We start from the raw sequence: 13,792 nt of genomic DNA on the forward strand, positions 1-13,792 counted from the left end.
CATCGACCGCAAGGAGCTTCATCCATGAACGCATCACAATCTCTTCCGCAGGCACAGCGTCAACGTTGCGAAGTCTGGACCCGCGTGATGGGTTATCACCGTCCGGTGGCGGCCTTCAACCCAGGCAAACAGTCCGAGCATCGCGAACGGGTTCACTTCACTGAAAGCGCGGCCGGGCGTCCATGAGTCGAGCGCTACGGGTTGGGGGCATGGTGCCCCTGACCACCCTCGATTATCCGGGCCAACTGGCTTGCGTACTGTTTTGCCAGGGCTGCGCCTGGCGTTGTCGTTATTGCCACAACCCGCAACTGATCCCGCCGCGCGGCAGCGAAGAGGTGGATTGGTGTCGGGTGTTGGCATTTTTGCAACGTCGCCAGGATCTGCTTGACGCCGTGGTGTTCAGCGGTGGTGAGCCGACCCTGCAGGACGGCCTGGCGCCAGCCATGGAGCAAGTGCGGCAGATGGGTTTTCGCATCGGCCTGCACAGCGCCGGCATCAAACCGGCGGCCTTCGCCAAAGTGGTCGGGCAAGCCGACTGGGTTGGCTTCGACATCAAGGCCTTGCCCGAAGACGCCCTGGACGTGACTCGGGTTCATGGCAGCGGTGCCGCCAACTGGCGCAGCCTCGACTATCTGCTGGCCAGCGGCGTGGATTATGAATGCCGGACCACCGTGCATTGGCATTTGTTCGATCCCGAACGGTTGTTGACCCTGGCTCGCCGCCTGAGCGAGCAGGGCGTCACGCGTTTCGCTGTGCAACTGGTGCGCACGGCCCGGATGCTCGACCCCCATCTTTCCAGTGTTTCGGCACAGGCCTTGCAGCCGGAGTTGTGGGCCGCCATGCGCGAGTTGTTTCCCTCGTTCGTTTTACGCAGTTGACCGTCCCCGGGGATGAACGACCGACAGCGGTTCGGGATCGCCGGGCCGCTCTTTTTTATGGCTTTTTTTATGGTTTTCAAATGCGCTGCCAATCGGCAGGTAGTTGAACAGGGAGCATTTGATATGACCAGACTCACCACTGCCCACCGTATCGTGATCGGTTTTGCCATCGCGCCACTGGCGTTGATCGCCCTGGCGTTATACGCCTTGAACGACCTGGCCACGCTGCGCGACCAGGCGGTGCAAATCGTCAGACAGGATTGGCCGAAGATCGACCCGATCATGGTGATCGCCACGGGTGTGCGCGATAACGCCAGGAACACCCGGGACCTGTTGATCGACAAGAACAACGCGCAGGTCCAGCAATCGATCGACATGACCCGGCAACGTATTACCCAGGCCTTTACCACGCTGGAGCCGCTGTTCGATCAGCCGGAAGGCAAAGCGGCGTATGCGGCACTGAAGAAGCACCGTGAGGCGTATGTGGCCGCGTTCGTTCAGGTGCAGGCGTTGATTCGCCAGGGTGCGATGGACGACGCGATGACACAACTCAAGCAGGGCGTGATGCCGGCCGAGCTTGAGGTCTACAAAAGCCTGGAAGGGCTGATGGCGATGCAGGGCCGGTTGTTTGTCGAGCGTGAACAGCTGGCCCAGGCGCGCTACAGCGACGCGCGGCGCAACATGCTGACACTGGTGCTGGCCTGCCTGGCCCTGGTCAGTACCGTTGCGGTCCTGGTGACCCGCAGCGTGACCCGTCCGCTGGGTGGCGAGCCCGATGATGCGGCGCGGGTGCTGAGCCAGATTGCCCAAGGCGACTTGACGATCCGCGTGCCGCTGGACGCCGGGAGTGCAAACGACAGCGTAATGAGCAACATGCATGACATGCAGCAGAGCCTCAACAGCATGGTCCGGCACATTGCGGCTTCGGTGGATCGGGTGGCCAGTTCCTCCGAAGAGCTGAGTGCGGTGAGCAGTCAGACCAACAGCACCCTGGAACTGCAAGGCCAGGAAATCGAACAGGCCGCGGCGGCCGTGAACCAGATGACGGCGGCGGTGGACGAAGTGGCGCGCAATGCGGTGAGTACCAGCGAAGCCTCGCGGATATCCGAGCAAACCGCCCAGCGCGGTCGTGAGCAGGTTCAGGAGACCGTTGCTTCGATCAGCGCATTGGCGCTTGGGGTGACGGACTCCTCGGGACGCATCCAGCAGTTGGCAGGCAGGGTCGAGCACATCAGTTCGGTGCTGGACGTGATCCGCGGCATTGCCGATCAAACCAATCTGCTGGCCTTGAACGCCGCCATTGAAGCAGCCCGCGCTGGCGATGCCGGGCGTGGTTTTGCCGTGGTGGCCGACGAAGTCCGGGCACTGGCCCATCGCACCCAGGATTCGACTCGGGAAATCGAGGAGATGATCGGCAACATCCGCCAGGACAGCGAGCACGCCGTGACCGCCATGCAAAGCAACAGCGAACTGGTGCAGACCACTTTGCAAGTGGCCCGCCGCTCCGGCGATGCCCTGGATGAAATCGCCCGTTCGATCTCGCAGATCAACGAGCGCAATCTGATGATCGCCAGCGCCACCGAAGAACAGGCGCTGGTAGCCCGAGAAGTGGACCGTAACCTGGTGGGTATTCGCAACCTGTCCGAACAGGTATTGCTCGGGGCCCGGCATACTGATACTGCCGGTCAGGACCTGGCGCAGATGGCCGGCTCACTGCATGAGACCGTGGCGCGGTTCAAGGTCTAGGCCAGCCCCGCGTCAGATGTTGTGAACCACACAAATCCGCCGTGATAGCAAAGCTTGCTCGCGAGGCGTCTGCACAGCCAACACCGCTCAAACTGACCCACCGCGATCGCGAGCAAGCTTTGCTCCCACAGGGTTTTGCGTCGTTCCAAGGTATCGTGAACGCCAGCGATCCGCTGTGGGAGCAACGCTTGCACTGCGTGTTCACCATCCCCAGAACTGCAACCACCAGCCATAACCCACCAGGCCATTGGCCAATACCAGGCAGGCCATTGCGAGGGGCCGGCGGGTTGCATGTTCCAGGCGCTTGTAGCCCAGCCACAGACTCCAGGCGATTGCCGCGACCAGCAGCGCGGCCCGAGCCGGTTGTACCCAGTCGAGCAACAACCCTTCATAGCGCAGCAGTTTGACGGTGGTGGCCGACAAGCCGAGGAACAACCCTGCACCGCCGAGGGGCGTCAGGGTGATGGCCAAGGGCCAATACTGTGCAGGATCGCCCGAGAGTCTTGCCGCCAGGCGCATCAACAGCAGCAGCGACGTGCCCAACAGCAAGGCACTCATGCCCAGATAAGCGACGATGCAAAAGCCATCGAGCCAACTGAAGCTGTCATTGAGCTGCGGATAGTGGGTCAGCAACCACCAAGGGGCGTTGTCTTGCAATGGCCAGAACAGCTCATGGGCGACCAGCCATTGGGCCAGGCTCTGCTTCATGGCAATGAACCAGGGGCTGACGGTCCACTGAAAAGCCCCCATGGCCAGGCCAATGACGCCGAACAACAACAAGCGCGCGTCCCAAGGCGAAAGGGTGGTTGCGCTCGAGTGAAGGATTTCCTCGTTACTGGAACGGGCTATCAGGTGTACCGCATCGCGCTGGCCGCTGCAGCGACCACAGGCGTGGCAATCGGCGGCACCGCGCATCCGGCGAATGTCCAGCAATGGCGCGCAGTTGGGAGGCGGTCGGCGCGGCGCGGGGTTTTCCAGCCAGCGTTGCTCGTCCACCTGGAAGTGCACCGGTGCCAGGCGAGCAAGCAGGGCGAAGACGCCACTGACTGGACACAGGTAGCGGCACCACACTCGCTTGCCTCGGGCGAACAGCAGGCCAACGATCACCGCTGCGACCGTCGAGCCCCCCAGGATCAACAGCGCCGCCTGGGCATAGTCATAGACGCTGATCAACTGCCCATAGATCGTGGTCAGGCAGAACGCCAGGGTCGGCCAGCCGGCCCAGCGCACCCCGCGTGGCACGCCCAGGCCTTTGCCATACTGGCTGGCCCATTCACTCAAGGCACCTTCAGGACACAGCACGCCACACCAGAGTCGACCGAACAGCACAATCGACAGCAACACGAAAGGCCACCAGATGCCCCAGAACATAAACTGCGCCAGCAGCGTGAGGTTGTCCAACAGCCGAGCCTGGCTGCTGGGCAATGGCAACAGCGCCGGCACCACCAGCAGCACCGCATAGAACAGCACCACCGCCCATTGCACGGCGCGAATGGTTGCGCCGTGGCGCCGCATGCCGTCGCCCAGACGTTTCAGCCAGAGGTTCAAGTCGGACATGGCAGCGTTTGCGCTTTGCGTGGCCGCAGCCAGCCGGCAACCCCCAGCCAGTAGCCGAGCCACACCAACAAGGTCATGGCACTGGGACTGGCTCGATAGCCGGTGAAATCCGCCAGGAAACCGCCCAGGCCATGGCCGTCATCCAATATCGCGCTGCTGTCCCAGAGCGCGTCGCCGATGCCTTGGTAGACCACTTCGGGCCAGTCCATCGCCAGCAACTGACCGCTGATCCGCTCAATGCCGCTGACCAGCAGCGCTGCCCCCAATAACAACAGAATGGTTTCGCTGATGGCAAAGAAACGCGGCCATGAGATGAACCGTCGACTGCCGTGCAGCAAGACGATGGTCAGCAGCGCCAGCAGCAGGCCGGCCACCGCGCCCACGGCGAACAAGCCCAGTGGCGCCCCTTGCAGACGCGCCCCGGCGCCATACAGGAAGACCACGGTTTCACTGCCTTCGCGGCTGACGGCCAGCAGCGCCAACACCATCAGCCCCCATCCACCTTGGCGGCTGAAACGATGGTCGGCGTGACGCGTCAGATTCTGTTTCAACGTCCCGGCGTTTCGGTGCATCCAACCGACCATTTGCACGATCAGCAGACTGGCGACCAGCGCCAACGCCGCCTGGAACCATTCATTGGCCGCGCCGCTCATGGCTTCGCCGACTAACAGAATCAGACCGGCCAAGATGCCCGACAACAGCAAACCCAGCGCCACGCCAGCCCACACGAACTGCAACAAGCGACCGGCCTGTTGCTGCCGGCTGACCCAGGCCTGGAGTATGCCGATTACCAACAGCGCCTCGACGCTTTCGCGCCAGACAATAAACATGGATTGAGTCATGCAAACACCTCCTGTTCGCCGACTACTGGGCGAGGATGCCGCCCTCGGGCAGTTGCGGGTTGAATTCATCGAAAAACGGATAGTGCCCGGGGCGCAGCGGGTGAATGACGACAAACGTGGTAACGCCGGGCGACAGGACCTTTTCCACCCGCAGGGGCGTGCTCTCGAATTCCGCCGGACCCTGGCCGACGTTTTTCAGCACGATCTTGAAGCGCTGCCCGGCCGGTACTTCCAGCAGCGGCGGGGTGAAATGGCCGTCGCGCATGCTCAACTCGTAAGTAAGCAGTTGGGCATGGGCGACTGAAGGCAACAGCAAGCCGGCCAGCACCCAGCCGGCCAGTTGTCGCGCTGTTCGGCTCGTTGAACGACGCATCTTCAATACCCGCCTTTTTTGCCAATCCCGGCGTAGACGAATTCGTAATGCAGTTCACAGCGCTCGAACCACGGTGCCACGCCGGTTTCCTTGTCGGTATGACGGCCGAGGGAGCCATGGCCGCCGGGCGGCAGGACAGTGAAGGTCAATTGGTATTTGCCGGGGCCCAGCAGCTTGACGTTGTCGCCATAGTGCGGCCCGTCATTGGCCACCATGGCGTGGAAGTCGCCCTTGAGCGGGGTGTCGTTGCCTTGTTTTTTCAGTTGGAACGACACGTTGAGGTAGGGCACGAAGCTGCCTTCCTGGAAACCTTGCTGGTTGTCGGCCGTGGCCCTGATATCGGCCTCCAGGTGAACGTCAGACTCGGCGGTTGGGCGCATCATGCCGGCCGGGGCCATTTCGATCGGTTGCAGGTACACCGCGCCGACCTCCAGGCCCGGGCACATTTGCGGTTCGCCAATGGGGTATTCCTTGGCCTGGGACAGAGGGGCGAGAAACAGCAGGGCGAGAGACAGCGGAGCGAGGGTACGCATGGGAAGACTTCCTGAGGACTAAGGGATGGCCGAGTCTAGGAAGCTTTGCTGCGAATAATAATGATTCTTGTCAATTTTCGAGGCATTTAACCCGCCAGGAACGCCGATACCGTCATGCCGGTGGTTCTTGATCGATATCAAGGGCACTTTGGCCCTGACACGCTAGGGTACAGGCACACCCATCGGCTATACGGGGGCGTCATGGCAAAGCCTTTTCCAATCAGTCCGAAACATCCCGAGCGCATTTGCTGGGGCTGCGACCGTTATTGCCCGGCCAGTGCCCTGGCGTGTGGCAACGGTGCGGATCGAACCATGCACCCGGCCGAAATGATCGGGGAGGATTGGTACCTGCATGGTGATTGGGGGGTGGAGTTGGTGGACATTAGCGCCAAGGTCATCGATCCAAGCACCACTCACCCGAAGGAATGAAGTGAACCTGTGGCGAGGGGATTTATCCCCGCTGGGCTGCGCAGCGGCCTTAAGATTTGCGGTCGCTGCGCAACCGAGCGGGGATAAATCCCCTCGCCACATTAACGCCCATTTTCCCGGACAGGGGATCACAACTTCGGCAACTGCCCGATCCGCCCCATCATCTCGGTCACGATCTGCAGGTCCAGAAGAAACTGCTCGACCGTCTTGAACTCGTTGTCGTTATGCCCGGTGTACTTGACGTCGGGCATGGCCAGGCCGAACTGCACGCCGTTGGGCAAGTCATGAACCGAGGTGGCGCCAGCGGAGGTGCCGTACTTGTGCTCCATGCCGAGGTTTTCGCTGGCCACGGCCAACAGTGCCTTGACCCATTCACCGTCCGGGTTGCGATACATCGGCTCATCGATTGAATAATCGAACGCCACGGCGACCTCCGTCTTCTTGCTCCAGGCGGCCAGTTTGTCGGTGATTTCAGCCTTGATCGCTTCCGTCGGCTTGCCCACCGGCACGCGCAGATTGACGGCCAGCTTGAAGGCTTTGTCATCCATGCCGACATACGTCAGGGAAGCGGTCAGCGGCCCCATGAAGGCGTCGGAAAAGCCAATCCCCAGTTTGCTTCCCAGGTAGTCCAGGCCCCAGTTGTCGGCGGCATAGCGGGCGGCATCGGTGATGTGGTTGTGCTTGAGCGCAACCTTGCCCTCGAGGCTGTTGATGAAGTCCAGCATCCTCGCCACCGGGTTGACCCCGGACTCTGGTTCTGAGGAATGGGCGGAGACGCCTGTGAAGGTCAGTTTGACGTCCTTACCGACGACCGCGGTGGTCACCTGGAAGTCGCCGCCATTGCCCTTGGCATACGCGGAAGCGGCTTTTTGCAGCGTCGCGGCCAGTTCAGCAGGCTGATCGCCCACGAAGGTAGCGACCGATGTGGACGGAATCTGATTGGTGGCCAGGCCACCGGTCATCGCCGTGATCTCAGCGCCTTTGCCCTGGGCCGCACGCCGGGCGAAGTTGGCCATGACGGTGCCATAGCCTTTTTCGGCAATCACCACCGGGTAGCCGCCATCCAGCGCCAGGTTGTAGTTGGGGGTTGGGTTGCGCTCGAAGTAATAGGGGATGGCGTCGCCGGTGGTTTCCTCGGTGGTGTCTACCAGCAGTTTGAAATTCCTCGCCAGCGGCAGGTTTTCTTCCTTGATGATCTTCATGGCGTACAGCGCCACGACAATGCCGTTCTTATCATCTTCGGTGCCCCGCCCGTACATGCGGTCGCCCACCAGGGTGACCTTGAACGGATCCAGACGAGTGCCGTCTTTCAATACCCAGTTTTCCGGGGTCACCGGCACGACGTCGGCATGGGCGTGAATGCCCACGACTTCGTCGCCACTGCCATGCAGTGAAATCTCGTAGACGCGGTTGTCGATGTTGCGAAAGTCCAGGTTGAAGGCTAGGGCAAGGCGCTTGATCTTGTCCGCGATCTTGAGGAACTCGGGGTTCTCGTGCTGGGCAACACCGTCCTTGCGAAAGGTCGGGATCGCCACCAGTTCGCGCAGGGTTTCGGTAGCGGCGTTGCCGTATTTCACCCGTGCATAGAGGCCGAGCAGACGATGAATTTCGTTCTGCTGCTCAGCCGTAAGGGGTTTGTTGTCGAGGAACGTGCTGATGGCCGGGCCGAGCTTGGCGGTTTCGGCCAACTCACTCCTGGCCACATTTCCCAGGAACTGCCTGAAGTCGGTGACGGAGGTGTCAGCGAGGGTTTTGACGAGGGACGAACTCTGTTGCGCAGTGATGTTGGCCAAGGCGGGTGGGGTGATCGACGCCAGGCTGGACAGCAGCAGGGTGCTCACGGCCAGGTGCTTGAGGGATAAGTTCATTGGTAGAGGCATTCCTTTGCAGACGGTGGGAAAGAAGTGACTGATTGATGGAACACTCACTTACAACCTAGCACCGAGAAGGACCTGCCGGGAGTTTTGTAATCAACATTAATGCATGCCGATCCATTGCTATCGCGAGCAGGCTCGCTCCCACAAGGGATTAGGGGTGGTCACACGATCTTGTGTCCACTTTGCAATCCCTGTGGGAGCGAGCCTGCTCGCGATAGCTTAATGCGGCGCGCGAGGGATCGTCTTGAGCAGGTCTTCCGGGCTGATGTGACCGACGATGGGCTCCGCGCTGCTGCCCGGCAGCGGCAGGTCGAGGATGTGCCCCTTGATCTTGCCGACCACATGCATCTCGCAGGGTTTGCAGTCGAACTTCAGCGTCAGCACCTCGTCACCATGGATCAACTGCATCGGCGCAACCTTGGTGCGCACGCCGGTGACGCCCTTGGCCTGCTTGGGACAGAGGTTGAACGAGAAACGCAGACAGTGCTTGGTGATCATCACCGGCACTTCACCGGTTTCTTCGTGGGCTTCGAACGCCGCATCGATCAGTTTCACACCGTGGCGATGATAAAAATCCCGGGCCTTCTGGTTGTAGACGTTGGCCAGGAACGACAGGTGCGACTCCGGGTACACCGGCGGAGGATTGGTCTCGGCCTTGCGCCCCCCTCGGGGATGGGCCTCGACACGGGCGGTGGTCAGGGCTTCGATGACTTCGCGGCGCACTGCCTTGAGCTGCGAGTTGGGAATGAAATACGCCTGGGGCGCATCCAGCTCGATGGCGGTGGCGTGGTACTCGGTGGTGCCCAGTTGGCCGAGCAGGTCGTGCAGTTGCTCCAGCGCCTGCTCCGGCTTGTTCGCCAGGCCGAATGGCCCGTCCAGGCTGACGCTGGCGCTGACGCCTTCCTCGCTGGTAGCAGTCAGCTCCAGGCGCTCTTCACGCAGGCGTGCGACCCAGGCAACGCCCACCCGGCGCTCGGCGGAGGTCTTGAGCAGCGCTTGCTGCCAGTTGTGGTCCAGGTTACGACTCAGCGGGTGGTTGGGGCGTAATGTGTGCAACCCTGCCGGCATTTCGTTGGGCTCGACGCGGTAGCGGTAACGCTTCTGGCCGTCTTCCTCGAATTCGCCCTTGGGCTCGGCGATGTTGGCGCGAAAACCCACCACTTCACGCTTGACCAGCACGTTGAGGCCATCGCCGTTGGACAGCGGATCAAAGGTCACGACTTGCAGGTCGCGCTTGCCGACTTTTTCCACCACGCCCACCGGCACGCCGGTAAAGGTCGGGGAATCGAAGGCGCCGATGTCGATCTTGCGCTCGCTGACGAAGTAGTCGGTGCTGCCGCGGTGGAACGTCTTCTCCGGGTCGGGCAGGAAGAAGTGCGCGGTGCGACCGCTGGAGGCGCGGGCCAGGTCCGAACGGTCTTCGAGGACATCGTCCAGGCGCTGGCGGTAGTAGGCGGTGATGTTCTTCACATAGCCCATGTCCTTGTAGCGTCCTTCGATCTTGAACGAACGCACACCGGCTTCGACCAGGGCGCGGATGTTGGCGCTCTGGTTGTTGTCCTTCATCGACAGCAGGTGCTTCTCATAGGCAACCACCCGGCCCTGATCATCCTTGAGGGTGTAGGGCAGGCGACAGGCCTGGGAGCAATCACCACGGTTGGCGCTGCGGCCGTTCTGGGCGTGGGAGATATTGCATTGGCCGGAAAACGCCACGCACAGCGCGCCGTGGATAAAGAACTCGATGGCCGCGTCGGTTTCGTCGGCGATGGCGCGGATTTCCTGCAGGTTCAACTCCCGCGCCAGTACCAGTTGGGAGAAACCGGCCTGATCAAGGAACTTTGCCCGTGCCAGGGTACGGATGTCGGTCTGGGTGCTGGCGTGCAGTTCGATCGGCGGGATGTCCAGTTCCATCACCCCTAGATCCTGGACGATCAAGGCATCGACACCCGCATCGTACAACTGGTGGATCAACTGGCGGGCCGGCTCCAGTTCGTTGTCATGCAGGATGGTGTTGATCGTGGTGAACACCCGGGCGTGGTAGCGATGGGCGAACTCCACCAACCGGGCGATATCACTCACCTCGTTACAGGCGTTGTGACGCGCGCCGAAACTCGGGCCACCGATGTACACGGCGTCAGCGCCATGCAGGATGGCCTCGCGGGCGATGGTCACGTCGCGGGCGGGGCTGAGCAATTCCAGATGATGTTTGGGCAAGGACATTTGTTTTTAGTCAGGCTGATCACGGTCGAAGCGCGCATTGTAGCCGCCAGGCGCCCGGCCGGCACCTGTGGACTTGGATTTGCGCGATATGACCGATATGCGGCTTCGCCCCGTGGGTCATCCCGGCGAAGCATCAGGGCTGCACCAGCGGTTTCTCCCGGTGTTTTTTGCCAGATACAAGAACGCATCAGCGGCCTTGATCAGCATGGCCGGGGTCACGTCCTCGGTGCTTGGCCGGCAGGTGGTGATGCCCGCGCTGGCGGTGACCAGGCCCAAGGGATGGTCGCCGTGTTCGATGTTCAGCGCCCTGATGGACTCCAGAATCTCTTGTGCGATCGTGGCGGCCCCCGCGCTGTGGGTGTCGGGCAGCAAAATGGTGAATTCTTCACCCCCGTAGCGCACCGCCAGGTCGCCGGGCCGTTTGATCGCTTGCTGGATCGCCCCCGCGATCGCGCGCAGACAGTCGTCCCCGGCAGCATGGCCGTATTTGTCGTTGTAGCGTTTGAAGTAATCGACATCAAGCATGATCAAGGCCAAGGAGGCGTGCTGACGCCTGGCCCGGCGAATCTCATCGGCCAATGCAATGTCCAGCCGTCTGCGGTTGCCCAAACCGGTCAGGCTGTCGGTCAGTGCCATGTCCCGCATGGTTTGGTGGGCGCTGCGAATCTGTTTCTCCATGGTCATTCTGTAGCGCAACTGGCTCAACACGATCAGCCCGAAGCCGACGAGTATCACGATCAGGAATATCAGTACGAAGCCGGTCTTGAGCAGATCGTGACGCCAGGGGGTGATGATCGATTCGCGAGACAATCCGGCCTCGACCACCAGCGGATAAGTGGTCAAGGCTCGGTAGCCATAAATGCGTTCAGTGCCGTCGACGACGGCCCTGGCCTCGGCGACGCCCTGATTGGAGTTGGGCAAGTGGTCACGGAAGATCACGCTATTGACCAGGCTCTTGCCGACCACCGAGGCGACGAAGGGCCGCCGGACCAGAATCGTGCCATCTCGCAGGGCCAGGACCAGAGCTCCCTTGTCGTCGATCTTGAAGTCGCCGTAGTAGTCCACGAAATAGCTGACCTTGACCGTTCCCAGCAACACACCGGCGAACGAGCCGTCAGGATTGTTCAAGCGGCGGGAGATGGGGATGATCAGGTCATTGGTGGATCGGCTCCTGATCACTTCGCCGATCCGCACGCTTCGGTCCTCGTGGGTGCGGTGATACTGGAAGTAGTCGCGGTCGGCATTGTTTGCCGAGTCTGGCGTTGTTTGCTTGTCTGTCACTATCCACTGCCCGTCGGGGCCGTAGATAAACAAACCGTGCAACTGCGGCATGATGGCCGACTGTTGCACCAGCAGTTTATGGATGCGCGGGATGTCGATGTTCTGCAGGCCATCGCCTTCAACTCGCTCGCTGAGTGCTGCGGTCACCACGTCCACTTGCCGGATGGTGTCTTCGGCGTGCTGGGCCGTCGCTCGCGCCAGGTTTGTCACCGAATCGCGGGCCGAGGCAAAGGCAGAGCGATAGTCACGCCATGTTCTCCAGCCTTCAACGGCCAGGAACACCATCACCACCACCAGCATGAAAGTGATGGTGAGCCGCAGGGCAGCTCCGGCCCGCGCTACCTGAGGGGGAAAGGATTCGTCAGCACTTTCTTTCTTTAGCTGCGGCCGTTCACGTCCGAGCATTAACATTTCCTTCTACAGCAGCGCGACTGCGCATTATTAGGGCGCAGGCTACCTTATCCGATAACAGGACGTTAGCTGAAGGATTCGAGGCAGGCACAGATCGCCAAAGCACGGGTGGATATAAAAGGCCATAACTCGCAAATTCACTCAAAAAAGCTGTACAAACCATACTTCATGTACAACTATTGAGCGACCTTCGGCAATCCAGTGATGTTTTTTCAATGGCAAGGTCGTTTGCGTTCAAGAAAAGCCTGAGCCGGTTCATGGCCTGCGTTTTGGTGCTTTACGCCAGCCAAGCTCTGTGCGACTGGCGCACGGTACTGCCTGACGCCCGTCTGGTGGGGCAAGCCGATTATTCCTGGTACGGGTTCGATCTCTACCAGGCCAGGTTATGGAGTGCGACCTTGCAACCCAGCCTGGAAACGCCGCTGGCACTTGAGCTGAATTACCGCCGCACGATCAGCAAGCAAACCTTGGTGCAAGCGAGCATCGAGGAGATGCGCCGAATCGCGGGTAAATCCCTGGACCCAGTACAGCTCGACAGCTGGAGCGATGACATGCGGCGGTCCTTCGTCGACGTCAGGCCAGGCAGTCAAATCACCGGGCTTTACCTGCCCGGCAAGGGTTGCCGCTTTTATGTCGACGGGCGCTTGACCCATGAAGTCGCCGACTCATCGTTCGCTCGAAGTTTCTTCGCCATCTGGCTCGATCCCCGCACCCGGCATCCGGAGTTGCGGCAACAGCTGCTGGGGCTCAATAACGCGCGCGTAGGGGGGCAAACACCATGACTCGGCTAATGGTTGGACTGCTTTTAATGATGAGTTTGACCAGTTGCGGGAACGTGAATGTCGATCGTTATGCCGACCAGCAACCGCAGCTGGATCTGGTGCGCTTCTTCAGTCAGCCAATCAAGGCCTGGGGCATCTATCAAAAACGTTCCGGCGAGGTCATCAAGCGTTTCGAGGTTGAGATATTGAGTCACCGTGAAGGTGAACAGCTGATTCTCGATGAGCGCTTTCTCTACAGTGATGGCAGCCGACAACGGCGCGTATGGACGCTGACCCCCGATGGCCCGGGGCTCTGGCGCGGTCGCGCCGACGATGTGATCGGCGAGGCGCGGGGAGAGGTGGCCGGCAACGCGCTGCGCTGGCGCTATCGATTGAACCTGCCAGTAGACGGATCGACTTACGAAGTGACTTTTGACGACTGGATGTACTTGATGGACGAAGACACGATGATCAACCGCTCGAGCATGAGCAAGTTTGGCGTCGAGTTGGGCCAGGTCACGCTGTTTTTCCGTCGTCAGGGCGGGGGCGCGCCATGAACCTGCAAACCCTGATCGAGCTGGCCATCGAAGGCCGGGTACACGAGCTGGAGTTATGGTCGCTGGAGGGCGGTATCTACGTGTTGCGTGCGCGACTGGACCGCGGGTTTCGTACGTTGCTCGACGACTCCGGACGAACATTGCATTTGCGATCCACCACCCATTTGCGTGAGTTGCTGCGTGACGCGCCGCGGTTACCCTGCATGTTGGTACAGCATGTCGTTCACGACGAAATGTGTGGCCAGCGCGAGGGGCCGATAGAGCCTTTGCGTGTGCCACTTTTTCTGGATGAACCTTGGTAATAATGTTCGCCTGGCGCGGGTTCTG

At 60.9% G+C, this 13,792-nt stretch carries 14 protein-coding genes; 7 read left to right on the forward strand and 7 right to left on the reverse strand.

Features of this window, described 5'->3' with window-relative positions:
• The first annotated feature begins 24 nt into the window (after nucleotides 1–24).
• The 3 genes from nrdD (at nucleotide 25) to T3A99_RS04240 (ending at nucleotide 2,624) form a co-directional block, all read left to right on the forward strand.
• A complete protein-coding gene (nrdD, locus tag T3A99_RS04230; protein WP_003182303.1) occupies nucleotides 25–186 on the forward strand; it encodes an anaerobic ribonucleoside-triphosphate reductase in 162 nt (53 codons plus the stop codon).
• A complete protein-coding gene (locus tag T3A99_RS04235) occupies nucleotides 183–878 on the forward strand; it encodes an anaerobic ribonucleoside-triphosphate reductase activating protein (RefSeq protein ID WP_047229165.1) in 696 nt (231 codons plus the stop codon). The genes nrdD and T3A99_RS04235 overlap by 4 nt, the downstream gene beginning before the upstream one ends.
• A gap of 123 nt (nucleotides 879–1,001) precedes the next feature.
• Nucleotides 1,002–2,624 (forward strand): methyl-accepting chemotaxis protein, encoded by a 1,623-nt coding sequence (locus T3A99_RS04240; protein WP_305465882.1) that lies wholly within the window; start codon nucleotides 1,002–1,004, stop codon nucleotides 2,622–2,624.
• 201 nt (nucleotides 2,625–2,825) lie between these two features.
• Here T3A99_RS04240 and T3A99_RS04245 read toward each other — a convergent pair whose 3' ends face one another.
• Genes T3A99_RS04245 through T3A99_RS04260 form a run of 4 tightly spaced genes read right to left on the reverse strand, consistent with a single transcriptional unit; the run spans nucleotide 2,826 to nucleotide 5,929 of the window.
• A complete protein-coding gene (locus T3A99_RS04245) occupies nucleotides 2,826–4,181 on the reverse strand; it encodes a 4Fe-4S binding protein (RefSeq protein WP_322833973.1) in 1,356 nt (451 codons plus the stop codon).
• The gene (locus tag T3A99_RS04250) at nucleotides 4,169–5,023 is read right to left on the reverse strand and encodes an FTR1 family iron permease (RefSeq protein WP_188250820.1); all 855 of its coding nucleotides are present in this window, start codon (nucleotides 5,021–5,023) and stop codon (nucleotides 4,169–4,171) included. The genes T3A99_RS04245 and T3A99_RS04250 overlap by 13 nt, the downstream gene beginning before the upstream one ends.
• Before the next feature lie 22 nt (nucleotides 5,024–5,045).
• Nucleotides 5,046–5,396 carry a cupredoxin domain-containing protein gene (locus T3A99_RS04255; RefSeq protein WP_047229161.1) on the reverse strand — a complete coding sequence of 117 codons (351 nt, stop codon included), beginning with the start codon at nucleotides 5,394–5,396 and terminating at the stop codon, nucleotides 5,046–5,048.
• 2 nt (nucleotides 5,397–5,398) lie between these two features.
• Nucleotides 5,399–5,929: an iron transporter gene (locus T3A99_RS04260; protein WP_047229160.1), complete on the reverse strand. Its 531-nt coding sequence runs from the start codon at nucleotides 5,927–5,929 to the stop codon at nucleotides 5,399–5,401.
• A 201-nt stretch (nucleotides 5,930–6,130) separates the two neighbouring features.
• Between T3A99_RS04260 and T3A99_RS04265 the strand changes: the two genes are divergently transcribed.
• Nucleotides 6,131–6,358 (forward strand): DUF3079 domain-containing protein, encoded by a 228-nt coding sequence (locus tag T3A99_RS04265; RefSeq protein ID WP_047229159.1) that lies wholly within the window; start codon nucleotides 6,131–6,133, stop codon nucleotides 6,356–6,358.
• A gap of 128 nt (nucleotides 6,359–6,486) precedes the next feature.
• Here T3A99_RS04265 and T3A99_RS04270 read toward each other — a convergent pair whose 3' ends face one another.
• From T3A99_RS04270 to T3A99_RS04280, 3 genes are all read right to left on the reverse strand, one after another.
• Nucleotides 6,487–8,226, reverse strand: coding sequence for a dipeptidase (locus T3A99_RS04270; RefSeq protein ID WP_139050015.1), 1,740 nt, complete (start codon nucleotides 8,224–8,226; stop codon nucleotides 6,487–6,489).
• 228 nt (nucleotides 8,227–8,454) lie between these two features.
• Nucleotides 8,455–10,455: a peptidase U32 family protein gene (locus tag T3A99_RS04275; protein ID WP_139050016.1), complete on the reverse strand. Its 2,001-nt coding sequence runs from the start codon at nucleotides 10,453–10,455 to the stop codon at nucleotides 8,455–8,457.
• A gap of 117 nt (nucleotides 10,456–10,572) precedes the next feature.
• On the reverse strand, nucleotides 10,573–12,141 hold the full coding sequence (locus tag T3A99_RS04280) for a sensor domain-containing diguanylate cyclase (RefSeq protein ID WP_139050017.1): 1,569 nt from the start codon (nucleotides 12,139–12,141) through the stop codon (nucleotides 10,573–10,575).
• A 221-nt stretch (nucleotides 12,142–12,362) separates the two neighbouring features.
• On the opposite strand from T3A99_RS04280, the gene T3A99_RS04285 reads away from it, so the two are divergent.
• The 3 genes from T3A99_RS04285 to T3A99_RS04295 are packed head-to-tail and all read left to right on the forward strand — an operon-like array spanning nucleotide 12,363 to nucleotide 13,767.
• Nucleotides 12,363–12,929, forward strand: coding sequence for a chalcone isomerase family protein (locus T3A99_RS04285; RefSeq protein WP_047229156.1), 567 nt, complete (start codon nucleotides 12,363–12,365; stop codon nucleotides 12,927–12,929).
• Nucleotides 12,926–13,465: a DUF3833 domain-containing protein gene (locus tag T3A99_RS04290; protein ID WP_047229155.1), complete on the forward strand. Its 540-nt coding sequence runs from the start codon at nucleotides 12,926–12,928 to the stop codon at nucleotides 13,463–13,465. The genes T3A99_RS04285 and T3A99_RS04290 overlap by 4 nt, the downstream gene beginning before the upstream one ends.
• Nucleotides 13,462–13,767: a DUF6482 family protein gene (locus T3A99_RS04295; RefSeq protein WP_047229154.1), complete on the forward strand. Its 306-nt coding sequence runs from the start codon at nucleotides 13,462–13,464 to the stop codon at nucleotides 13,765–13,767. Before T3A99_RS04290 ends, T3A99_RS04295 begins: the two co-directional genes overlap by 4 nt.
• Nucleotides 13,768–13,792 lie beyond the last annotated feature (25 nt).

The sequence above is a fragment of the Pseudomonas sp. N-137 genome (assembly GCF_034555295.1).
Lineage (GTDB): Bacteria > Pseudomonadota > Gammaproteobacteria > Pseudomonadales > Pseudomonadaceae > Aquipseudomonas > Aquipseudomonas rhizophila.